The 25,561-nt window shown below is 72.9% G+C and carries 4 protein-coding genes; 3 read left to right on the top strand and 1 reads right to left on the bottom strand.

Translation table 11 applies throughout. From position 1 onward, the window contains the following. Window positions 1-16 precede the first annotated feature (16 nt). The 3 genes from EIY87_RS48715 to EIY87_RS38420 all read left to right on the top strand — a co-directional run bounded on the left by EIY87_RS48715 (window position 17) and on the right by EIY87_RS38420 (window position 25,153). Entirely contained in the window at window positions 17-14,932 is a 14,916-nt protein-coding gene (locus EIY87_RS48715; RefSeq protein WP_225440309.1) for a type I polyketide synthase, read from the top strand. Window positions 14,933-14,965: 33 nt separating this feature from the next. Next, window positions 14,966-23,488 (top strand): type I polyketide synthase, encoded by an 8,523-nt coding sequence (locus tag EIY87_RS38425; protein ID WP_125314846.1) that lies wholly within the window; start codon window positions 14,966-14,968, stop codon window positions 23,486-23,488. Window positions 23,489-23,590: 102 nt separating this feature from the next. Beyond that, window positions 23,591-25,153: a carbohydrate-binding protein gene (locus EIY87_RS38420; protein ID WP_125314845.1), complete on the top strand. Its 1,563-nt coding sequence runs from the start codon at window positions 23,591-23,593 to the stop codon at window positions 25,151-25,153. On the opposite strand, the gene EIY87_RS38415 is transcribed toward EIY87_RS38420, so the two are convergent. After that, window positions 25,095-25,502, bottom strand: a complete 408-nt coding sequence (locus tag EIY87_RS38415) for a winged helix-turn-helix transcriptional regulator (RefSeq protein WP_125314844.1) — start codon at window positions 25,500-25,502, stop codon at window positions 25,095-25,097. The two genes, EIY87_RS38420 and EIY87_RS38415, sit on opposite strands and share 59 nt — an antisense overlap. Between the last annotated feature and the right edge of the window lie 59 nt (window positions 25,503-25,561).

The raw sequence follows: 25,561 nt of genomic DNA, 5'->3' as shown, positions 1-25,561 counted from the left end.
ACGGATGAGGTTGGCGATGTCAGAGCAGGACAAGCTCCTCGAGTACCTCAAGCGCGTGACGGCCGACCTGCACCAGACCAGGCAGCGGCTGCAGGCGGCGGAGGCGGCCGAGCAGGAGCCGATCGCCATCATCTCCCTGGCCTGCCGGTACCCGGGCGGGGTCGCCTCGCCCGAGGACCTGTGGGACCTCGTCGCCACCGGCACCGACGCGATGTCGGGCTTCCCGGAGGACCGCGGCTGGGACGTCGAGCGCATGTACGGCGACGAAGGCGCCCGCGCGGTCGAAGGCGGCTTCGTCCCCGACGCGGCCCGGTTCGATCCCGGCCTGTTCGGCATCTCGCCGCGCGAGGCGCTGGCCATGGACCCCCAGCAGCGCCTGCTGCTGGAGACGTCCTGGGAGCTGCTGGAGCGCGGCCGTCTGGATCCGTTTTCCCTGCGGGGCAGCCGGACCGGCGTGTTCATCGGCGCCAACGCGTCCGGCTACAGCAGCACGCTGCAGACGGCCGCGGGCTCCGAGGGCTACCTGCTGACCGGTGAAGCGCCGAGCGTCATGTCCGGGCGGCTGTCCTACACCTTCGGGCTGGAAGGCCCATCGGTCACTGTGGACACTGCGTGTTCGTCGTCGCTGGTGGCGCTGCACTGGGCGTGCCAGGCGCTGCGCCAGGACGAGTGCGGCCTCGCGCTGGCGGGTGGCGTCACGGTGATGGTGAGCCCGCTGGCGTTCGCCGAGTTCAGCCGCCAGCGCGGCTTGGCATCGGACGGCCGGTGCAAGTCCTTCGCCGACGCCGCCGACGGCACCGGCTGGGGCGAAGGCGTCGGCATGGTCCTGCTGGAGAAGCTGTCCGACGCCCGCCGCAACGGACACCGCGTCCTCGGCGTCATCCGCGGCTCCGCGGTGAACTCCGACGGCGCGTCCAACGGCCTGACCGCCCCGAACGGCCCGTCGCAGCAACGAGTCATCCGCCAGGCGCTCGCCAACGCGGGCCTGTCCACTTCGGACGTCGACGCGGTCGAAGCCCACGGCACCGGAACGGCGCTGGGCGACCCGATCGAGGCCCAGGCCCTGCTGGCCACGTACGGCCAGGACCGCCCCGCGGACCGTCCACTGTGGCTCGGCGCGCTGAAGTCGAACATCGGCCACACGCAGTCGGCGTCCGGCATCGCGGGCGTCATCAAGATGGTCATGGCGCTGCGGCACGAGGTCCTGCCCCGCACCCTGCACGTCGACGCGCCGTCGTCCGAAGTGGACTGGGCGGCCGGAGCGGTCGAGCTGCTCACCGAGCCCCGCCCCTGGCCGGCTGGCGAGTCACCGCGGCGCGCGGGCGTGTCGGCGTTCGGCGTGAGCGGCACGAACGTGCACGTGATCGTCGAGGAGGCCCCGGCGGTTCCGGCGGCCGAACCCCCAGCCCCCGCAGCGGGCCTGCTGCCCTGGGTACTGTCGGGGGCGACCGACGCGGCCCTGCACGAGCAAGCCCAGCGACTGCTGGCAGCGGACCCCGACCCGGTCGACGGCGGCTACTCCCTGGCGGTCACCCGAGCCGCCCTCGCCCGACGCGCGGTGGTGGTGGGGGCCGATCGTGAGGAGCTGCGGGCGGGTCTGGAGCGCATCGAGGACGCGGTCACCGGCACCGCCGACCCGGACGCCCTCCTGGCGGTGTTGTTCACCGGCCAAGGCGCGCAGCGGGTCGGCATGGGCATGTCCCTCTACACCCGCTTCCCGGTCTACGCGGAGGCGTTCGACGAGATCCTCTCGCACTTCACCCCGGACCTCCGCGAGGCCTTCACCACCCAAGACCTCCTCGACCGCACCGAATTCACCCAACCCGCCCTCTTCGCGCTCGAAGTCGCCCTCTACCGCCTGGTCGAGTCCTTCGGTATCCGCCCAGACTTCGTAGCAGGCCACTCAATCGGCGAAATCTCCGCCGCCCACGTAGCCGGAGTCCTCTCGCTCGAAGACGCCTGCCGTCTGGTCTCCGCCCGCGCCTCCCTCATGCAAGCCCTCCCCACGGGCGGCGCGATGGTCTCCATCGCGGCCCCCGAGTCCGCGATCACCCTCACCGACGGCGTCTCCATCGCCGCGGTCAACACCCCCGAGTCGGTAGTCATCTCCGGCGACGAGGCTCAAGTCCTGGCCATCGCCGCTCAGTTCCCGAAAACCAAGCGCCTCGCGGTAAGCCACGCGTTCCACTCGCCGCTGATGGACCCGATGCTCGACGAGTTCCGCGCCGTCGCCGAGTCCTTGGAGCACCGCCCCGCGACGATACCGGTGATCTCGAATGTGAGCGGTGCTCTCGCCGAGCCGTTCACCGCTGACTACTGGGTCCGTCACGTCCGGGAAGCGGTCCGCTTCGCCGACGGCATCGCCACCCTCCAAGCCGAAGGTGTCCAGACCTTCCTGGAGCTGGGCCCGGACGGCGTCCTCAGCGCGATGATCGACGGCGGAACCGTGAGCAGTGCTCTACGACGAGACCGCTCCGAAGAAAGAGCACTGCTCACAGCACTGAGCACCGTTCACGTCAACGGCATCGACGTCGACTGGACGCCCCTCTTCCCGGGCGGCCGCCGCATCGATCTTCCCGCGTACGCCTTCCAGCGTGAACGCTTCTGGCCGCGCGGCGGCGTGGCCCACGGCGACGCCGGCTCGCTTGGCCTCGGCGGTCTGGACCACCCGCTGCTCGGCGCCGCCGTCAGCCTGGCGGGGCACGACGGCGTCGTCTTCACCGGACGGCTGTCCCTCGAAACCCAGCCCTGGCTCGCCGGGCACGCGCTCGGCGGGGCGGTCCTCGTCCCCGGCACCGCGCTGCTGGAACTGGCCGTCCGGGCCGGCGACCAGGTCGGCTGCGACGTCGTCGAGGAACTGACCCTCGAAACCCCGCTCGTCCTGCCCGGCCGCGGGGGCGTCGCGATCCAGGTGTTCGTCGGTCCCGCCGACGGCGCCGGCCGCCGCGAACTCACCCTGCACTCGCGTCCGGACGACGGCGCCACCCCCGGCCAGGACACCGACACCTGGACCCGGCAAGCGAGCGGCCTCCTCGCCACCGGCGCCCCGCCGGCCGCGGAGCTGACGGAGTGGCCGCCGCCGGGCGCCGAGCGCGTCCCGACCGACGGCCTCTACGACGGGCTGGCGGGACTCGGTTTCACGTACGGCCCGGCCTTCCACGGCCTGCAGACGGTCTGGCGCCGCGGCGAAGACACGTTCGCCGAGGTCACGCTGCCCGAGGAGTTCCAGCCCGACGCGGCCGCGTTCGGCCTGCACCCCGCCCTCCTCGACGCGGCCCTGCACCCGCTCGGCCTCGCCGCCCCCGCGGACACGCCCGCGACGGGCACCGGCGGCATGCCGTTCTCGTGGAGCGGCGTCGCCCTGCACGCTTCCGGCGCTACGGCACTACGCGTCCGGTTGTCCCCAGCAGGCGACAACGCGGTCTCGGTGACGGTCCACGACCAGTCCGGCGGCCCCGTCGCGTCGGTGGACTCCCTGGTCCTGCGTCCGATCGCCAGTCCCGCGCCGCCCACCCAGAACGGCTCGCTCTTCCGCCTCGACTGGACCTCGGTGCCGGCCGCCCCCGCTACCGACGCGGTGGTCCTCGGCCCGGACACCCTGGGTCTCGGCCTTCCGCTGACGCCCGACCTGGAAACCGACGCATCCCTCGTCTTCGCCGTCCCCGCCACGACCGCGACCTCCGTCCAGGCCGCCACCCACCGGGCACTGGCACTGGTCCAGACCTGGCTCGCCGCCGACCGCCCCGGCCGGCTGGTCGTCGTGACCCGTGGCGGCGGCACCGACCCCGCCGCGGCCGCCGTGCAGGGCCTGGTGCGCTCAGCCCAGTCCGAGCACCCGGGCCGCTTCCAGTTCCTCGACCTCGACGGCGCCGAAACACCCGACCTCACCACCCTGCCCGCGACCGAACCGCAGGTCGCCGTCCGCGACGGCAAGTTCACCGCGCCCCGTCTGGTCCGCGCCCACAGCGGCGCCCTGACCGTCCCGGATGGACAGTGGCGGCTGGCCACCACCGGCGGCACCCTCGACGACCTCACCCTGCAGCCGCAGCCCGAGCAGGAGCTCGGCCGCGGCGAGGTCCGGGTCGCCGTCCGCGCCGCCGGCGTCAACTTCCGCGACGTCCTGATCGCGCTCGGCATGTACCCGGACCCGGACGCCGTCCTCGGCTCGGAAGCCGCCGGCGTCGTCACCGAAGTAGGGCCGGACGTCACCGGCCTCGCGCCCGGCGATCGTGTGCTGGGTCTGTTCACCGGCGCGTTCGGACCCACCGCCGTCACCGACGCGCGGCTGCTCGTCCCGGTGCCCGCGGGCTGGACCTTCGCCGAGGCCGCGTCCGTGCCGGTCGCGTTCGTCACCGCCTACTACGCGCTGTTCGACCTCGGCGGGCTCGACGCGGGCCAGTCCGTGCTCATCCACGCCGCGGCCGGCGGCGTCGGCATGGCCGCCGTCCAGCTCGCACGCACGAAGAACGCGGAAGTGTTCGCCACGGCGAGCCCGGCCAAGCACGACGCCGTCCGCGCGCTCGGCGTCACGAACATCGCATCCTCGCGCGATCTCGAGTTCTCGCAACGGTTCCTCGCCGCCACCGAAGGCCGCGGCGTGGACGTCGTCCTCAACTCGCTCACCGGGTCCTTTGTGGACGCCTCGCTCGACCTGCTCCCGCGCGGCGGCCGGTTCCTCGAGATGGGCAAGACCGACCTGCGCGGCGCGGACGTCCGCGACGGCGTCGCCTACCTCCCGTTCGACCTCGGCGACCCGGGCCCGGACCGCATCCAGGAGATCCTCCGCGACCTGCTGACGCTGTTCGCGAACCACGAGCTGACCCCGCTTCCGCTCACGGCCTGGGACATCGTCCGCGCGCGGGACGCGTTCCGGTTCATCAGCCAGGCCAAGCACGTCGGCAAGAACGTCCTGACCGTCCCCGCCGCGCCGGACCCGGACGGCACCGTGCTCGTCACCGGCGGCACCGGCACCCTCGGCGGCCTGCTGGCCCGCCACCTCGTGACCACCCACGGCGTCCGGCACCTCCTGCTCACCAGCCGCCGTGGCGCCGCCGCCCCGGGCGCGGCCGAGCTGGTCGCCGAGCTCACCGGACTCGGCGCCGACGTGCGCGTCGAAAGCTGCGACGTCACCGACCGCGCCGCCCTCGCCGCGTTGCTGGATTCGGTGCGCCTGACCGGTGTCGTGCACACCGCGGGCGTCCTCGACGACGGCGTCATCGAGTCCCTCACCCCCGAGCGGCTCGACGCGGTCATCGGGCCGAAGGTCGACGCCGCGCTGAACCTGCACGAGCTGACGCGCGACCGCGACCTCGCGTGGTTCGCCCTGTACTCCTCGCTGGCCGGGGTCGCCGGCGCGGCGGGCCAGGGCAACTACGCGGCCGCCAACGCCGCCCTCGACGCGCTCGCCGCCCAGCGCCGCGCGCAGGGCCTGCCCGGCGTTTCGCTCGCGTGGGGACAGTGGGCCGAAGCCAGCGGCATGACCGGCACCCTCGACGAGGAAGACCTCTCCCGGATCGCGCGTTCGGGCATCGGCGCGCTCGGGACCGAGGAAGCCCTTTCCCTGTTCGACGCGGCCCAGGTGGCCGGCACCGGCTGCGTCGTGCCGGTGCGCGTCGACCTCGGCGCGCTGCGGGCCCAGGCCGAGCACCTGCCGACGTTGTGGCACAGCCTGGTCCGCGTCCGCACGCGCCGCGCGGCCGGGCCCGTGCCGGGCGCCGAAGGACTCGCGGCGAAGCTCGCCGGGCTGAGCCCGGACGACGTCCGCCGGTTCCTGCTCGACCTCGTCCGGACGCACGTCGCCGCGGTCCTCGGGCACGACGGCGCCGACGCCGTCGAGCCGGCGAAAGCGTTCAAGGACCTGGGTTTCGACTCGCTGACCGCCGTCGAACTGCGCAACCGGCTCACCGCGGTGACCGGCCTCCGGCTCCCGGCGACGATCACCTTCGACCACCCGAACCCCCAGGCGCTGGCCGCCCTGCTGCAAGCCGAATTGGGCGGTGGCACCGAAACCGCCGCGCCGGCGGTGGTCACCACGGTCGTCGACGACGACCCGATCGCGATCGTCGCGATGAGCTGCCGCTACCCGGGCGAAGTGACGTCGCCGGAAGAACTGTGGCACCTGGTCGAAACCGGCCGCGACGCGCTCACGGCCCTGCCCGCCGACCGCGGCTGGGACCTCGCCGCGCTGGACGGTGCCGAGGGCGGGTTCGTGCACGACGCGGGCGGGTTCGACGCTGAGTTCTTCGGCATCTCGCCGCACGAGGCCCTCGCCATGGACCCGCAGCAGCGGCTCCTGCTGGAAATCTCGTGGGAAGCCTTGGAGCGCGCCGGGATCGACCCGCGCTCGCTGCGCGGCAGCAGCACCGGCGTGTTCGTCGGCGCCGCGCACCAGGCGTACGGCAGCGGCGTGGCCGAGGTGGCCGCCGGCGTCGAGGGGCACTTGCTGACCGGCAACGCGACCAGCGTCGTCTCCGGACGCGTCTCCTACACCTTCGGCTTCGAGGGGCCCGCCGTCTCGGTGGACACCGCGTGCTCGTCGTCCCTGGTCGCGCTGCACTGGGCGGTCCAAGCGCTGCGCAGTGGCGATTGCGACCTCGCGCTCGCGGGCGGCGTCGCGGTGATGGCGCAGCCGGGCATGTTCGTCGAGTTCGACCGCCAAGGCGGACTGTCCTCGGACAGCCGCTGCAAGGCGTTCGCCGAGTCCGCCGACGGCACGGGCTGGGGCGAGGGCGCGGGCCTCGTGCTGCTGGAGCGACTCTCCGACGCCCGACGCAACGGGCACGAAGTCCTCGCCGTGGTCCGCGGTTCCGCGGTGAATTCCGATGGTGCGTCCAACGGCCTGACCGCCCCCAACGGCCCCTCGCAGCAACGGGTCATCCGCGCTGCACTGGCCGGAGCCGGACTCGCACCGTCCGAAGTGGACATGGTCGAGGCGCACGGCACCGGCACCACCCTCGGCGACCCGATCGAAGCCCAGGCCCTCCTCGCGACCTACGGGCAGGACCGCGAAGAGCCGCTGTGGCTGGGTTCGCTCAAGTCGAACATCGGGCACACGCAGGCCGCCGCGGGCGTCGCCGGCGTGATCAAGGTCGTCATGGCGTTGCGGCACGGTGTCCTGCCGCGCACCCTCCACGTGGACGCGCCGTCGTCACGCATCGACTGGGAGTCGGGCGCGGTCGAGCTGCTCACGGAAGGACGGCCCTGGCCCGAGACCGGCCACCCGCGCCGCGCCGGGATCTCGTCGTTCGGCATCTCCGGCACCAACGCCCACACGATCATCGAGCAGGCCCCGGCGGCTGCTCCCGTCGTTCCCCGCCCCGAGCCCAAGCCCGGGGTGATCCCGTGGCTGCTCTCCGCCCGCGACGCGGACGCGCTCACGGCGCAGGCCGACCGCCTCCGCGCCCACGTCGAGGCCCGGCCGGAGCTTTCCCCGGTCGACGTCGGTTATTCGCTGGCCCACTCCCGCGCCGCACTCGACCACCGCGCCGTGGTGTTCGGCAGTGACCGCGCGGAACTGCTGGCCGCACTGAAGAATCCGCCGGTCACCGGCATCGCCCGCCCGGACCGCCGCTTGGCGGTGCTGTTCACGGGTCAAGGCGCGCAACGTGCGGACATGGGCATGTCCCTCTACACCCGCTTCCCCATCTACGCCGAGGCGTTCGACGAGGTCCTCACCCACTTCGATCCCAACCTCCGCCAGGCCTTCACCACCCAAGACCTGCTGGACCGCACCGAATTCACCCAACCAGCCCTGTTCGCCCTCGAAGTCGCCCTCTACCGCCTAGTCGAGTCGTTCGGCATCCGCCCCGATTTCGTAGCCGGTCACTCAATCGGCGAAATCTCGGCCGCCCACGTCGCCGGAGTCCTCTCCCTGGGCGACGCCTGCCGCCTGGTCGCTGCCCGAGCTTCCCTGATGCAGTCCCTCCCGCCCGGCGGCGCGATGGTCTCCATCGCGGCCCCCGAGTCGGCCATCACCCTCACCGAGGGCGTCTCCATCGCCGCCGTCAACGGCCCGGAATCGGTGGTCATCTCCGGCGACGAGTCCGAGGTCCTGGCGATCGCCGCCCAGTTCACCAAGACCAAACGCCTCACCGTCAGCCACGCCTTCCACTCGCCCCTGATGGACCCGATGCTGGAGGACTTCCGCGCGATCGCCGAGTCGTTGGAGCACCGCCCCGCGACGATACCGGTGATCTCGAATGTGAGCGGTGCTCTCGCCGAGCCCTTCACGGGCGACTACTGGGTCCGCCACGTCCGGGAGACGGTCCGCTTCGCCGACGGCGTCTCGACGCTGCAGGCCGCCGGCGCCGACGTCTTCCTGGAGCTGGGGCCGGACGCGGTACTGAGCGCCATGATCGACAGCGGAACCGTGAGCAGTGCTCTACGACGAGACCGCTCCGAAGAGAGAGCACTGCTCACGGCACTGAGCACCGTTCACGTCAACGGCGTCGACGTCGACTGGGGCGAGTTCTATCCCGGTGGCCGACGGGTTGACCTGCCGACGTACGCGTTCCGGCACCGGCGTTACTGGCTCGCCGGCGAGCCCGGCGTCGCACCCGCCACCGCGGCCGGCGGGGACTCGGGGTTCTGGGACGTCGTCGCGAGCGGGGAGCTGGCCACCGAGCTGGCGCTGGACGACGACGTCGCCGCGGCGGTGACCCCGGCTCTGTCGGCCTGGTACCGCCGGCGGCGCCAGGAGTCCACTGTGGATTCGTGGCGGTACGGCATCGCCTGGCGCCCGGTCACGCCGGAGGCCGCCGCGACCGTCGGGAACTGGTTGCTGGTCGTGCCGGAAGCGGGCGAAGCCGGTGCCGTGGCCGGGGTCGCGCAGACGATCATCGAACGCGGCGGGCGGATCACCCCGGTGCGGATCGACCCGCTGCTCCCGCGCGCCGAGTTCGCCGAGCAGGTGCGCGCGGCACTGGGCGATTCCGAAGTGGACGGTGTGCTTTCGTTGCTGGCCCTCGCCGGCGACGGAATCACAGCGGGCACGGCCACGCTGCTGCAGGTCCTCGGCGACCTCGGCACCAGCGGCCGGCTGTGGTGCCTCACCCGGGGCGCCGTCGTGGCCGTGCGTGCCGATCGCGTCGACGCGCCGGTCCAGGCGCAGGTCTGGGGCCTCGGCCGGACGGCGGCCATGGAGTACCCCCAGCGCTGGGGCGGCCTGATCGACCTCCCCGCCGAGCTGGACGACCGCGGCCGCGAACGGCTGGCCGCCGTGCTCGGCGGGACCGAGGACGAGGTCGCGCTGCGCCCGTCCGGCGTCTTCGCGCGACGGCTGGAGCGGCGCGTCGCGACACCGGGCGAGACCTGGCAGCCGCGGGGAACGGTGCTGGTCACCGGCGGCACGGGCGCGCTCGGTGCCCAGGTCGCCCGGCGGCTGGCCGCCGGTGGCGCCGAGCGGCTGGTGCTGCTCAGCCGTCGCGGACCGGCCGCGCCGGGTGCCGCGGAGCTGGAACGCGAGCTGACCGCGTTCGGCTGCGAGGTCTCGATCGTGGCCTGCGACGCCGCCGACCGCGACGCCCTGGCTGCCGTCCTCCCCGAGGAGCTCAACGCGGTGGTGCACACCGCCGGTGTCCTCGACGACGGTGTCATCGAATCCCTGACGCCCGAACGGTTCGACACCGTTCTGCGCGCGAAGGCGACCGCCGCCGAGAACCTCGCCGCGCTCACTTCGGACCTCGACGCCTTCGTCCTGTTCTCCTCCATGGCCGGCGCGTTCGGCGCGGCGGGGCAGGGGAGTTACGCCGCGGCCAACGCCCACCTCGACGCGCTCGCGCAGCACCGGCGTGCCGCGGGGCTGCCCGCCGTCTCGATCGCGTGGGGCCCGTGGGCGGGCGACGGGATGGCCGCCGGGGACGCCGAAGCGCGGCGCCGGCTGCGTGCCGCGGGGGTCGGTGCCCTGGAGCCCGCGCTCGCGCTCGACGCCCTCGCCGCCGAGGCCACCGGGGACGCGCCGGTGGCGGTGGTCGCCGACCTCGACTGGGACGTTTACCTCCCGGCGTTGCGGGCTGTCCGGCCCCGGCCGCTGTTCACCGGGTTCGCCGAAACCGCCGAGGCTCCGGCCGCCGTGGCCGAAGAACCCGCGGGCCTGCTCGCCGGACAGTCCGAAGAGGAGGGTGGCCGGAAGGTCCTCGACCTGACCCGCACGCACGTCGCGGCCGTCCTGGGCTACCCCGACGCCGCCGCGGTCGACGCCGGGCGTGCGTTCTCCGAAAGCGGGTTCACCTCGCTGACGGCGGTCGAGCTGCGCAACCGCCTCGACGCGGCGACCGGGCTGAGCCTGCCCGCGACCCTCGTCTTCGACCACCCGACCCCGGCCGCGCTGGCCCGGCACCTGCACCGCGAACTGCTCGGCCGCCTGCCGGAACCGGCGGACACGACGCCGACGCGTTCCGGCACCGACGAGCCGATCGCGCTCGTCGCCATGGGCTGCCGGTTCCCCGGCTCGGTCGCGACGCCGGAAGACCTCTGGCGGCTGGTCGCGGACGGCGTCGACGCGATGTCGGGCCTGCCGGAGGACCGCGGCTGGGACCTCGGCGCGCTCTACGACCCGGAGCACGGCAAGAGCGGCCACAGCTACGTCCGCGACGGCGGTTTCCTCGACACGGCAGCGGAGTTCGACGCGGCCTTCTTCGGGATCTCCCCGCGCGAAGCCCTCGCCATGGATCCGCAGCAGCGCCTGCTGCTCGAGATCGCCTGGGAGGTGTTCGAACGCGCCGGCCTCGACCCGCATTCGTTGCGGGGCAGCCGCACCGGGGTGTTTGCCGGCACCAACGGCCAGGACTACGCCGGCTTGCTCGGCGCGGCGGGCGAAGAGGTCGGCGGGTTCATCGGCACCGGCAACGCGGCCGCGGTCGTGTCCGGGCGGCTGGCCTACGCGTTCGGGCTCGAAGGACCGGCGCTCACCGTCGACACCGCGTGCTCGTCCTCGCTGGTCGCCATCCACCTCGCCGCGCAGGCCCTGCGCCGCGGCGAATGCGATCTGGCCCTGGCGGGCGGCGCGACCGTGATGTCGACCCCGGCCACCTTCGTCGAGTTCAGCCGCCAGCGCGGCCTCGCTTCGGACGGCCGCTGCAAGGCGTTCGCCGAGGCGGCGGACGGGACCGGCTGGGGCGAAGGCGCCGGCCTGGTGCTCCTGGAGCGGCTGTCCGACGCGCGCCGGAACGGCCACCGGGTCCTCGCGATCGTCCGCGGCTCCGCCGTGAACTCCGACGGCGCGTCCAACGGCCTGACCGCGCCGAACGGCCCGTCGCAGCAGCGGGTCATCCGCGCCGCATTGGCCGACGCCGGACTGTCCACTTCGGACGTCGACGCGGTCGAAGCGCACGGAACCGGAACCACCTTGGGCGACCCGATCGAGGCACAGGCACTGCTGGCCACGTACGGCCAGGAGCGCGAAACGCCGTTGTGGCTGGGATCGGTGAAGTCCAACATCGGCCACACCCAGGCCGCCGCCGGGATCGCCGGGGTCATCAAGATGGTGCTGGCCATGCGCCACGGCGTTCTCCCGCGGACCCTGCACGTCGACGCGCCTTCGTCCCATGTGGACTGGACGGCGGGTGCCGTCGAGCTGCTCACCGAGCCGACGCCGTGGCCGGAGACCGGCCGCGCCCGTCGGGCCGGGGTGTCGGCGTTCGGTGTCAGCGGTACCAACGCCCACCTGGTCCTCGAAGCCGGCGAACCCGAGCGGGCCGTGAGCGTCCCGAGCGGACTCACGCTCTGGCCGCTGTCCGCCCGCGACGAGCAGGCCCTGCACGACCAGGCCCGCCGCCTCCGCGCGGCCGTCACCGAAGACGTTCCCGCCGCCGGGATCGGCCGCACCCTGGCGACCGGCCGCGCGGCTCTCGACCACCGGGCGGTCGTGCTCGGTGACGGCACCGGCGAACTCCTCGCCGGACTCGCGGACCTGGACAACGCGATCCGCGGCACGGCTACGCCCGGCGGGCGCCTGGCCTTCCTCTTCACCGGCCAGGGTGCGCAGCGTGCCGGGATGGGCCGCGAGCTGTACGACCGGTTCCCGGTGTACGCCGACGCTTTCGACGCCGTGTGCGCGGAGTTCGACGGCCTGCTCGACGCGTCCCTGCGCGAGATCGTCTTCGACGGCGGCGACCGCCTCGATCAGACGGGCTACACCCAGCCCGCGCTCTTCGCCGTCGAGGTCGCGCTCCACCGCCTGGTCGAGTCGTTCGGCATCCGCCCGGACTTCGTGGCCGGCCACTCGATCGGCGAGATCTCGGCGGCTCACGTAGCAGGCGTCCTGTCCGTGGAAGACGCCTGCCGCCTGGTCACCGCCCGCGCCTCCCTGATGCAGGCTCTCCCGCCCGGCGGTGCGATGGTCTCCATCGCTGCCCCGGAGTCAGCGATCACCCTCACCGAGGGCGTCTCCATCGCCGCAGTCAACGGCCCGGAATCCGTGGTCATCTCCGGCGACGAAGCTGCGGTCCTGGCCATCGCCGCCCAGTTCCCCAAGACCAAGCGCCTCGCGGTGAGCCACGCGTTCCATTCGCCGCTGATGGACCCGATGCTGGAGGACTTCCGCGCGGTCGCCGAGTCGTTGGAGCACCGCTCCGCGACGATACCGGTGATCTCGAACGTGAGCGGTGCTCTCGCCGAGCCGTTCACGGCCGACTACTGGGTCCGCCACGTCCGGGAAGCGGTCCGGTTCGCAGACGGGGTCGCGACACTGCAAGCCGAGGGTGTCGGGGTGTTCCTGGAGCTGGGGCCGGACGCGGTGCTGAGCGCGATGGTCGACGGCGGAACCGTGAGCAGTGCTCTACGACGAGACCGCTCCGAAGAGCGAGCACTGCTCACTGCGTTGAGCACTGTTCACGTCAATGGGGTGGACGTCGACTGGGCCGCGTTCTACCCGCCGGCGCCCGCGGTCGATCTGCCCACCTACCCGTTCCAGCGGCAGCGCTTCTGGCCCGAGCCCGCGGCACCGGCGCCGGTGCCGGAAGCGGACTCGGAGTTCTGGCGGGCCGTCGAGGGCGAGGACCTCGATTCGCTCGGCTCGCTCCTCGGCCTCGACGGCGACCAGCGCGCGGCCATCGGTACCGCCCTTCCCGCGCTGTCCGGCTGGCGGCGGGAAAGCCGGACCGGCTCGCCGTCCGACGCCTGGCGCTACCGCGTCGTCTGGCGGAAGCTGCGGGAGACCGGGGCCGCCGTCTCGGGCGACTGGCTGTTCGTCCTGCCGGAAACCCTCGACGACTCCGGCGCGGTGACGGCGGTGGCGGGTGCCTTCGCGACGTCGGGGGCGCGGCCGCTGGTCGTCCGGGTACCGGAAGACGCCGACCGCATCACCGTGGCCAAGCTGGTCGAGGCCAAGCTCGCGGAAGAAGGCTCGACGCCGACGGGTGCCCTTTCGTTGCTGGCCTTCGCGGCCGGCACGCCGGGTTCGGCCGTGGCGGGTGGGCTCCCGCAGACCCTCGCGCTGGTGCAGGGACTCGGCGACGCGGGCGTCACGGCGCCGCTGTGGTGCGCGACCCGCGGCGCGGTCGCGACGGCGGACAGCGAGCCGGTCGCGGACCCGGCCCAGGCGCAGTTCTGGGGCTTCGGCCGGACGGTCGCGATGGAACACCCGAACCGCTGGGGCGGCCTGGTGGACTTGCCGGCCACCGTCGGGCCCGAGGACGGCGAGCGGCTGTGCGCGGTGCTCGCGGCCGGCGGCGAGGACGAAGTCGCCGTGCGGCCCGCCGGGGTCTTCGCCCGACGGCTCGTCCGCGACACCGGTTCCGGTCCACAGTGGACGCCATCGGGTACCGTGCTCGTCACCGGGGGCACCGGGGCGCTCGGCGGGCACGTGGCCGGCTGGCTGCTGGGCCACGGCGCCGAGCACGTCGTCCTCGCGAGCCGCCGCGGTGGCGAGGCACCCGACGAGCGCACGACCGTCGTCGCCTGCGACACCGCCGACCGGGACGCCGTCGCGGCCCTGCTGGCCGAGCACCCCGTGTCCGCGGTGGTGCACGCGGCCGGCGTGCTCGACGACGGCGTCGTCGACAGCCTGACCGGTGACCGGTTCGCGGAAGTCCTGCACGCCAAGGTTTCCGGCGCCCGGGTCCTCGACGAGCTGACCGGCGACCTCGACGCGTTCGTGCTGTTCTCCTCGCTCGCCGGCGCGGTCGGCGCCGCCGGGCAGGCGAACTACGCGGCCGCCAACGCCGAGCTGGACGCGCTCGCCCAGCGCCGTCGCGCGACGGGCAAGGCAGCCGCCTCGATCGCGTGGGGACCGTGGGCGGGTGGCGGCATGGCCGCCGAAAACGCCGACCGCATGCGGCGGGCCGGGGTCACCCCGCTGCCGCCGGCGGAGGCCGCCGCGGCGCTCGGCCGGGTCACGCGCTCGCAGGTCGTCGCCGACATCGACTGGGACACCTACCTTTCCGGGCAGGCGCGCCCGCTGTACCGCGAGCTGGCCCCGGCGGCTCCGGTCGCGGAAGTCCACACCGGACTCGGCGACCGCCTGACCGGGCTTTCCGCGGCCGACGCGGGTGAACTCGTCCTCGACGTCGTCCGCGAGCACGTCGCGGCGGTGCTCGGCCACGGCCGGGCCGCGGACGTGGCGCCGGACCGGGCGTTCAGCGAAACCGGCTTCACGTCGCTGACCGCGGTCGAGCTCCGCAACCGCCTCGACCGCGTCACCGGGCTGAGCCTGCCCGCGACGCTCATCTTCGACTACCCGTCGCCGGCCACGCTGGCCCGGCACCTCACCGCGGAACTGGCCGGCGACGAGCCCGCGCCGCGCGGGGTCGACGGGCTGCTCGACGAGCTCGGCAGGCTCGGCGCGAGCCTGGGCGACGCCGACCGGGCCCGGGTGGCCGAGCAGCTGCGGCTGCTCACCGCGGGCTGGGCGGGCGAAGCCGCCGCACCGAGCCTCGACACCGCCAGCGACGAGGAGATGTTCGACCTCCTCGGCAAAGAGTTCGGCATCTCCTGATCCGGCGCCCGCTACTGCATGGAGTGAACGACGATGGACAACGAGGAAAAGCTCCGCTACTTCCTCAAGCGGGTCACGGCCGATCTGCAGGACACCCGCCGGCGGCTCCAAGAGGCGCAGACCCCCGAGCCGATCGCGATCGTCGGCCTCGGCTGCCGGTTCCCCGGCGGCGTCCGGACCCCGGCGCAGCTGTGGGAGCTGGTCCGCGATGGACGGGACGCGATCTCCGGGTTCCCCGAGGATCGCGGCTGGGAACTGGGTTCGCTGTACGACCCGGATCCCGAGGCACCCGGGACGTCGTACGTCCGGGAAGGCGGTTTCCTCGACGGCGTCGCCGATTTCGACGCGGGCTTCTTCGGCATCTCCCCACGTGAGGCACTGGCCATGGACCCGCAACAGCGGCTCCTGCTGGAGACTTCGTGGGAGGCCTTCGAGCACGCGGGTATCCGGCCGCCGTCGTTGAAGGGCAGCCGGACCGGTGTCTTCGTCGGCTCCAACGGCCAGGACTACGGCACCCTCATGCTCAGCGCCGCCGAAGCTCTCGAAGGGCACCTCGCCACGAGCAACGCGGCGAGTGTCCTTTCCGGACGTGTCGCGTACGCGTTCGGGCTGGAGGGGCCGACACTCACCGTCGACACGGCGTGTTCGTCGTCGCTGGTCGCGCTGCACCTGGCGGTACAGGCGCTGCGGCAGGGGGAGTGCGACCTCGCATTGGCCGGTGGTGTGACCGTGCTGCCGACCCCGGGCTCGTTCATCGCGTTCAGCCGGCTGCGCGGCCTGGCCGCCGACGGCCGGTGCAAGGCGTTCGCCGAAGCCGCCGACGGCACCTCGTGGGGCGAGGGCAGCGGCATGGTCGTGGTGGAACGGCTTTCGGACGCCCGCCGGAACGGCCACCCGGTGCTGGCGATCGTCCGCGGTTCGGCGGTCAACTCCGATGGCGCGTCGAACGGGCTGACCGCCCCGAATGGACCGTCGCAGCAGCGGGTCATCCGGGCCGCGCTGGCCGATGCGGGACTGTCCACAGCGGACGTCGACGCGGTCGAGGCGCACGGCACCGGCACGACCCTCGGCGATCCGATCGAAGCCCAGGCGCTGCTCGCGACCTACGGCCAGGACCGTGAAACACCGCTGTGGCTCGGTTCCGTGAAGTCCAACATCGGCCACACCCAAGCCGCCGCCGGGGTCGCCGGGGTCATCAAGATGGTCATGGCGTTGCGCCACGCCGTCCTTCCGCAGACCTTGCACGTCGACGAGCTGTCGTCCCGGGTGGACTGGTCGGCCGGTGCGGTGGAGGTGCTCACCGAGCGCCGCGAGTGGCCGTCGGACCGGCCGCGCCGCGCCGCGATCTCGGCGTTCGGCATGAGCGGCACCAACGTGCACACGATCCTGGAGGAAGCCCCGGCGGAGGACGTTCGCGTCCCCGGACCCGACGAGCCCGGGCAGGTCGTGCCCTGGGTGCTCTCGGCCCGGTCGGCCGAGGCGCTGCGCGGACAGGCCGCCGCGCTCGCCGGGGTGCGCGGGCCGGTCGGTGACATCGGTCTTTCGCTGGCCACGACCCGGTCCGCGTTCGACCACCGCGCGGTGGTCGTCGGTGACCGCGACGGCCTGGCCGCCGGGCTCGCCGCGCTGGCCGAGGATCTCCCCGCGCCCGCCGTGGTCAAGGGGACGGCCGCCGCGGGGAAGGTCGCGATGGTGTTCCCCGGCCAGGGTTCCCAATGGGCCGGGATGGCCGTGGACCTCTTGGCCGAATCGCCGGTCTTCGCCGCCCGCATGGACGAGTGCGCGGCGGCGCTGTCCTCCTTTGTGGACTGGTCGCTGACCGATGCCATCCGCGACGCCGCGATGCTGGAGCGCGTCGACGTCGTGCAGCCCGCGCTCTTCGCCGTGATGGTGTCGCTGGCGGAACTCTGGCGCTCGTACGGCGTCGAGCCGGCCGCGGTCGTCGGGCACTCGCAGGGCGAGATCGCCGCCGCCGTCGTTTCCGGTGCGCTGTCCCTTGAGGACGGTGCGCGGGTGGTCGCGTTGCGCAGCCAGGCGATCCTGGAACTGGCGGGGCAGGGCGGCATGGTTTCGCTCCCCGAAAGCGCCGACGCGGTGACCGCCCGGATCACGCCGTGGGGCGAGCGGCTGTCGATCGCCGCAATCAACGGTCCCGCCGCGGTCGTCGTTTCCGGGACCCCGGACGCGCTCGACGAGCTGATGGCCGCCTGCGCCGCCGACGACGTTCGCGCGAAGCGGATCCCGGTGGACTACGCCTCGCATTCGCCGCAGGTGGAACGGATCCGCGAGCGCCTCCTGGAGGTTCTGGCGCCCGTCCGGCCGACAACGGCGTCGACCGGCTTCTTCTCGACGGTCACCGGCGCCTGGCTCGACGGCACCGAGCTGGACGCCGAGTACTGGTACACCAACCTCCGCCGTCCGGTCCGGCTCGACACCGCCGTGACCGCGTTGACCGGTCAGGGTTTCCGGACGTTCGTCGAGGCGTCGCCGCACCCTGTGCTGACCATGGCGATCGGGGACGCCGCGTTCGGGACGTTGCGTCGTGGCGAGGGCGGCCTCGCCCGGTTCCACACGTCGCTGGCCGAAGCCTGGGTGCACGGCGTCGACGTCCGCTGGGACGACGCCTTCCCCGGCGCGCGGCGCACCGAACTGCCGACGTACGCGTTCCAGCACGAGCGGTACTGGCCGCGGCTGGTGGCGATCGGCGACGCGGGCGGCCTCGGGCTCACCCCGGCGGAACACCCGCTGCTCGGTGCCGTGGTCGGGCTCGCGGACTCCGGTGGCGCCGTGCTGACCGGAAAGCTGTCACTGCACAACCTCCCGTGGCTGGCCGACCATCGCGTCGGCGGCGAAGTCCTGTTGCCGGGCACGGCGTTCGTCGAACTCGCGATCCGCGCCGGTGACCAGGTCGGCCGCCGCACCCTCGACGAACTCACGCTCGAGACGCCGCTGGTGCTGCCGGCCACGGGCGGCGTGCACCTCCAGGTTTCGGTGGCCGGCGACGGCGACCTCACCATCCACTCGCGACCGGACGAGTTCACCCCGTGGACCCGCCACGCGACCGGCTTCCTTTCGGAGGCCGCACTTTCACGTGAAAGTGCGGCCTCCGAGTGGCCGCCGGCGGGGGCCGAGCGGGTCGAGCTGGACGGCTTCTACCCGGCCATGGCGGCGACCGGTGTCGACTACGGCCCGGCGTTCCGCGGGCTGCGTGCGGTCTGGACCCGGGGGAGCGAGGTCTTCGCCGAAGTCGAGTTGCCCGAGGCCTTGCGCGCCGAAGCGGCCCGGTTCGGCCTGCACCCGGCACTGCTCGACGCGGCCCTGCACGCGGCCGGGTTCGGTGCGCTTTCGGCGACCGCGGACGGGCCGAAGCTGCCGTTCGCCTGGAGCGGCGTCTCGCTGACCGCGTCCGGCGCGACCGTGCTGCGGGTGACGTTGACGCCGGTGTCCGGCGACGCCGTCGCGCTGACCCTGGCCGACGAGACCGGCGCCCCGGTCGGCGAGGTCCGGTCGCTGACGTTGCGGACGCCCGCCAAGACGGAGTCCACTTCGGACGCGCTCTTCGAAGTCATCTGGCCCGAGCTGACCGGCACCGAGCTGACCAGCGACTTCACCGTCTTCCGGGTTCCGGAAGGGACAGTGCGGGAGACGACAGCGGCCGTCCTCACGCGACTCCAGGAGGCACTGGCCTCCGAAGAACTCTCGGTCATCGCGACCACGGGTGCGGTCTCGGTCGGCGGCGAAGACGTGCCGAACCTCGCCGCGGCGGCCGTCACCGGCCTGGTGCGTTCGGCCCAGGCCGAGAACCCCGGCCGGTTCGTGCTGCTCGACGCCGGCGAGGTCCCGGCGGAACTGCCCAGCGGGGAACCCCAGCTGGCGCTGCGCGACGGGAAGTGGCACGTCCCACGGCTGGCGCGCGCGTCCACTTCGGACAGTAAGCCTGAGTGGGGTGCCGACGCGGTGCTGATCACCGGGGCGTCCGGCCTGCTCGGCGGGTTGGTCGCCCGGCACCTGGTCACCAGCCACGGTGTCCGGCGGCTGCTTCTGTTGTCCCGCAGCGCTCCCGCGCCCGAACTCCTCGCCGAGCTTTCCGGGCTCGGCGCCACCGCGACGGCGATCGCCTGCGACGTCGCCGATCGCGCGCAGCTGGCGGCGGTCCTGGCCGAGCACCCCGTTTCGGCGGTGGTGCACGCGGCCGGCGTCCTCGACGACGGCGTCGTCGAATCGCTCACGCCGGAGCGACTGGACACCGTGCTGCGGCCCAAGGCCGACGCGGCCCGCAACCTGCACGAACTCACCTCCGGGCTATCGGCGTTCGTGCTGTTCTCGTCCTTCGCCGCCACCATGGGCGGCGCGGGCCAGGCCAACTACGCCGCCGCGAACGCCTACCTCGACGCGCTCGCCCAGCACCGCCGCGCCCACGGCCTGCCCGCGGTGGCGCTGGCCTGGGGACTCTGGGCCGAGGCCAGCTCGATGACCGGGCACCTCGCCGAGGGCGACCTGCACCGCATGGCCGGCGCGGGCATGACGCCGTTGACCAGCGAGGCCGGGCTGGCGCTGTTCGACCGGGCGGTCGCCGCGGACCAGGCCGTGCTCGCGCCGGTCCGGCTGGAGCTGGCCGCGCTGCGCCGTCAGCCCGTGACGCCGGCGCTCCTCCACGGCTTGCTGCCGCCCGCCCGACGGCAGGCCGCGGCGGCGGTCGCGAAGTCGTCGTTCGCCGAGCGGCTGGCCGGGCTCGGCGCGGACGACCGGACCCGCCAGGTCCTCGAACTCGTCCGCGGCCTGGTCGCGGGCGTGCTCGGGTACGGCTCGGCGGCCGCGGTCGAACCGGGCCGCGCCTTCAAGGAACTCGGCTTCGACTCGCTGACGGCGCTGGAGCTGCGCAACCGGCTCGCCGCGGAAACCGGCCTGCGGCTGCCGGCGACGCTCGTCTTCGACCACCCGAACCCGCAGGCACTCACCCGGTACGTCGTCGAACGGGTTTCCGGGGAGTCGTCGCAGGTCGTGGTGCGGGAACGCCGGGTGGACGGCGACCCGATCGTCGTCGTCGGCATCGGCTGCCGCTACCCGGGTGGCGTCCGCGGCCCCGAAGACCTGTGGGACCTGGTCGCCGCGGGCCGCGACGCCGTCGCGGGCCTGCCGGACGACCGCGGCTGGGACCTCGACGCGCTGTACGACCCGGACCCCGACCACCCCGGCACCAGCTACGCCAAGGAAGGCGCGTTCCTCTACGACGCCGCCGACTTCGACGCGGGCTTCTTCGGCATCTCGCCCCGCGAGGCGCTCGCGATGGACCCCCAGCAGCGGCTCCTGCTCGAGACGTCCTGGGAGGCACTGGAACGCGCGGGCATCGACCCGGAGTCGTTGCGCGGCAGCCGGACCGGCGTGTTCACCGGCGTGATGTACTCGGACTACGCGTCCCGGCCGCTCGCCGTGCCCGAGGGCGTCGACGGCTTCCTCGGCACCGGCAGCTCGGCGAGCGTGGTGTCCGGCCGCATCGCGTACGCGTTCGGGCTGGAAGGCCCGGCGCTCACGGTGGACACGGCGTGTTCGTCTTCGCTGGTGGCACTGCACCTGGCGTGCCAGTCGCTGCGGCAGGGCGAGTGCGACCTCGCGCTGGCCGGCGGCGTCACGGTGCTTTCGACGCCGGGGGTGTTCATCGACTTCAGCCGTCAGCGCGGGCTCGCCGCCGACGGCCGCTGCAAGTCCTTCGCCGACGCCGCCGACGGCACCGGCTGGGGTGAAGGCGCGGGAATCCTGGCTGTGGAACGGCTTTCCGACGCCCGGCGGCTGGGCCACCCGGTGCTCGCGGTGATCCGCGGCACGGCGGTGAACTCCGACGGCGCCTCCAACGGCCTCACTGCCCCGAATGGACCGTCGCAGCAGCGGGTCATCCGCGCCGCACTGGCCGGGGCCGGGTTGCAGCCGTCCGAAGTGGACGTCGTGGAAGGCCACGGCACCGGCACGACGCTCGGCGACCCGATCGAGGCGCAGGCCATCCTGGCGACGTACGGCCAGGACCGCTCGGCGCCGCTCTGGCTCGGCTCGCTGAAGTCCAACATCGGCCACACCCAGGCGGCGGCCGGCGTCGGCGGCGTGATCAAGATGATCATGGCGATGCGGCACGGTGTCCTGCCGCCCACGCTGCACGTCGACGAGCCGTCGTCCCATGTGGACTGGACGGCCGGCTCGGTGGAGCTGCTGACGGAAGCCCGCGAGTGGGTGTCCGACCGGCCGCGGCGGGCCGGGGTGTCGTCGTTCGGTGTCAGCGGGACCAACGCGCACGCGATCCTCGAACAGGCTCCTCCTGCGCCGGTGGTTGTTCCGGAGCGCGGCGAGACGGGCGTGCTGCCGTGGGTGTTGTCGGGTCGTAGTGAGGCGGCGCTCCGGGCGCAGGCTGCCCAGCTGGTTGGTGTCACTGAACACCCGGCCGACGTCGGGTTGTCCTTGGCTTCTTCGCGAAGCCGCTTCGCGCATCGAGCGGTGGTTCACGGCACTACCGCCGAAGAGCTTTCGGCCGGGCTGGCCGCGCTGGCCGACGGCCGGGCCGCACCGAACGTGGTCACCGGCCGTGAACGTCCCGGCCGCCTGGCGGCGCTGTTCACTGGCCAGGGTGCGCAGCGGGTCGGCATGGGCCAGGAGCTTTACCCTCGCTTCCCGGTCTACGCGGCGGCTTTCGACGAGATCCTCACCCACTTCGATCCCGCGCTTCGCGAGGCGCTCGCCACGCCCGAGCTGCTGGATCGCACCGAGTTCACCCAGCCCGCGCTCTTCGCGGTCGAGGTCGCCCTCTACCGCCTGGTCGAGTCGTTCGGCATCCGCCCGGACTTCGTGGCCGGGCACTCGATCGGCGAGATCTCCGCCGCCCACGTCGCAGGGGTCCTTTCCCTGGAGGACGCTTGCCGCCTGGTCGCCGCGCGCGCCTCCCTCATGCAAGCCCTGCCCGCCGGCGGTGCGATGGTCTCGATCGCCGCTCCGGAGTCCGCGATCACCCTGACCGAGGGCGTCTCGATCGCCGCGGTCAACGGCCCCGAGTCGGTCGTCATCTCCGGCGAGGAAGCCGCGGTCCTGGCCATCGCAGCGCAGTTCCCGAAGACCAAGCGCCTGACCGTCAGCCACGCGTTCCACTCGCCGTTGATGGACCCGATGCTGGAGGAGTTCCGCGCGGTCGCCGAGTCGTTGGAGCATCGCTCCGCGACGATACCGGTGATCTCGAATGTGAGCGGTGCTCTCGCGGAGCCGTTCACCGCCGACTACTGGGTGCGGCACGTGCGTGAGGCAGTCCGCTTCGCCGATGCGGTGCGCACTCTTGAAACCGAAGGCGTGACGACGTTCCTGGAACTGGGGCCGGACGGCGTGCTCAGCGCGATGACCAGGGAGACCCTCGGCGGGGACTGCGTCGCCGTCCCGGCGTTGCGACGCGACCGCTCTGAAGAGAGAGCACTGCTCACCGCGTTGAGCACTGTTCACGCCTTTGGGGTCGACGTCGGCTGGGAGTCGTTCTTCCCCGGAGCTGTCCGCGTCGACCTGCCGACCTACGCGTTCCAGCGCAGCCGGTACTGGCTCGACATGGTGCTGCCGGAGACCGTCGTGCCCGAAGGCGGCGAAGTGCCGGCAGTGGTCGAGTCCATCACCGGGCGGTTGGCGGAGCTTCCGGCCGGTGACCGGCCCGCGTGGCTCCTCGGCTGGGTCCGGGCGGAGGTCGCGGCGACGCTCGGGCACCCGTCCGTCGAGGCCGTCGAGCCGGAATCCGCGTTCGCCGAGCTGGGGTTCACCTCCCTCGGCGTCGTCGAGCTGCGGAACCGGATCAGCGCGGCGACCGGGCTCGAGCTGCCCGCCGCGCTCGTCTGGGACTTCCCGACGGTCGCCGAACTCACCGACCACCTGCTGGCCAACGTCTCCCTGGCCGCGCCGGACACGGGCGGTTCGCTCGGCGCCCTGCTCAGGACGGCGAGGGAAACCGGCCGCACCGACGAATTCCGGACGTTCCTCGCCACGGCGTCGCAGTTCCTGCCGCCGGTCCCGTGGACTCCGCGGCCGAAGCGCGTGGCGACGGGCGCGTCCCGCCCGCTGCTCTTCGCGTTCGGCACGCTCACCGGCTCGACGCAGTGGTGCGAAGAGGTGACCGTGCGGTTCGACGGCGTCCGCGAGGCGTGGCTGCTGCCCGCGCCCGGTTTCGACGGTGAGACGTCCGCACCGGCCGAACTGGACACGCTGGTCGCGTCGGCGGCCGAGGCGATCCGCGAGCAGGCGGCCGGCGAACCGTTCGTCGTGCTCGGGTCCGGCTCGGGCGCCCTGCTCGCGGCCGCCGTGGCGGACGTGGCCGGGGCGACCGGTGTCGTGCTCGCCGATCCGGCGGAGGTCGAGTTCGACGAGCTTCCCGAGAGCGTCACGGACGCCGAACTCACGACCGTCGGCGCCTACCTGCGGCTGTTCGGCGCGGCGGCCGCCGAGCCGCGGGTACCGGTCCTGACCCTGAAGACGGGGGAGGACGTGGCCGACGCGGCGCGTCAGCTGCACGCCTGGCTGGTGGAGGAACTGCCGATGTCGTGCCGGTGACCGGGATGATATCTGATGTTTCGTGCACCACACCTTGACGCGCTGATCGGAAGGAACCTTTACTAACCGGAGGTCGTCCCCCTCTCACCTCCGGGAGCACGCATGTCCTCACTCCGGCGCAGCACGAGCGCGGCCGCCGCGCTCGTGATCGCGGCAAGCGGTCTCGTCCTGGGCTCGTCCCCGGCGTCGGCCCTCGAAAACGGCCTGCTGCGAACGCCGCCGATGGGCTTCAACAACTGGAACTCGACGCAGTGCCGGGCCGAGTTCAACGAAGCCATGATCAAGGGCATCGCGGACATCTTCGTCAGCAAGGGCCTCAAAGCCGCGGGCTACACCTACGTCAACATCGACGACTGCTGGGCGCTGCCCGCGCGCAACTCCGCGGGCGACCTCGTGCCCGATCCCGCGCGCTTTCCCGGCGGTATCAAGGCTCTCGCCGACTACGTGCACGGCAAGGGCCTGAAGTTCGGCATCTACACCAGCGCCGGGACGAAGACGTGCAACACCGCCGGCTTCCCCGGCGCGCTGGGGCACGAGCAGCAGGACGCGAACCTCTTCGCGTCGTGGGGCGTCGACTACCTCAAGTACGACAACTGCAACAACCAGGGTGTCGACGCGCAGCAGCGGTACAAGGCGATGCGGGACGCGCTCGCGAAGTCCGGCCGCCCCATCGCCTATTCGATCTGCGAGTGGGGGCAGAACAAGCCGTGGACGTGGGCCGCGCCCGTCGGGAACCTGTGGCGCACCACCGGCGACATCTCGGACAAGTGGTCGAGCATGATCGGCAAGGCCCAGACCAATCGCGGCCTCGCCCAGTACGCCGGACCCGGGCACTGGAACGACCCGGACATGCTGGAGGTCGGCAACGGCGGCATGACCGCGGCGGAGTACCGCACGCACTTCAGCCTGTGGGCGATGATGGCGGCGCCGCTGCTCATCGGCAGCGACCTGCGGAAGGCGTCCGACGACAGCTTCGCGATCCTCAAAAACACCGACGTGATCGCGCTCGACCAGGACCCGCTGGGCAAGCAGGCGACGGTGCTGAGCGCGAACGGCGGGCTCGTCGTCTACAGCAAGGTGCTCGCGAACGGCGACCGCGCGGTGGCGCTGTCCAACGAGACGTCGGCGACGGCGACGATCAGCACTTCGGCCTCCGCGACGGGCATCGGCGGCGCGTCGTCGTACACGCTGAAGGACTTGTGGAGCAAAGCCGTCCGGAGCACCACGGGGACGATCAGCGCCTCGGTGCCCTCGCACGCGACGGTGCTGTACCGCTTGTCTTCCGGGGCTGCTCGCTACGAAGCCGAATCCGCGACCGTCTCCGCGGGCGGCACGATCGACGCGAACCACGCGGGCTTCTCGGGGACCGGCTTCGCGAACGGGGCCAACGCCGTCGGCAGCTACGTCGAATGGCAGGTCACCGGCCCGGCGTCGGCGCTGACGTTCGGCTACGCCAACGGCACGACGGCGGCGCGCCCGGTTGACATCGCGGTCGACGGCACGGTGGTGGCCACGGGTGTCCCGTTCCCGCCGACCGGTGCTTGGACGACGTGGAGCACGGTCGCCCGTCCGGTGTCGCTGGCGGCGGGCGCGCACACCGTGCGGGTCACCGCGACGACCGCGGACGGCCCGGCGAACCTGGACTACCTGGACCTTTCGCGTTAGCGGAGTCGTAGGCCGCGCGGGCCTTCTCCACCTCGTCGAGGTGGGGCGACCACTCGGCGAGGCTGGCGAACAGCGGGCCCAGGCTGCGGCCCAGCTCGCTGATCTCGTACTCCACCCGGGGCGGCACCTCGGCGTGGTAGGTGCGGACGACCAGGCCGTCGCGCTCGAGCTGCCGCAGCCGCTGGGTGAGCACCTTCGGCGTGATCGTGGCGATGCGGCGCTCGAGCTCGACGAACCGCTGCCGGCCGAACTCGTTGAGCGTCCACAGGATCGGCGTGGTCCAGCGGCTGAACACGATGTCCACGACCGGCGCGATCGGGCAGGCGAGCTCAGGTGTGGTCCTGGTCACTTTTCGGGCCTCCAGCCATTACTTTCCTCTAGGTACCTACTATACCGGCGAAGGTAGCG

It is taken from the genome of Amycolatopsis eburnea (assembly GCF_003937945.1).
In the GTDB taxonomy this organism is placed as follows: domain Bacteria; phylum Actinomycetota; class Actinomycetes; order Mycobacteriales; family Pseudonocardiaceae; genus Amycolatopsis; species Amycolatopsis eburnea.
Note: the sequence above shows the minus strand (reverse complement) of the source record. Positions and strands in the feature narration are given on the sequence as shown.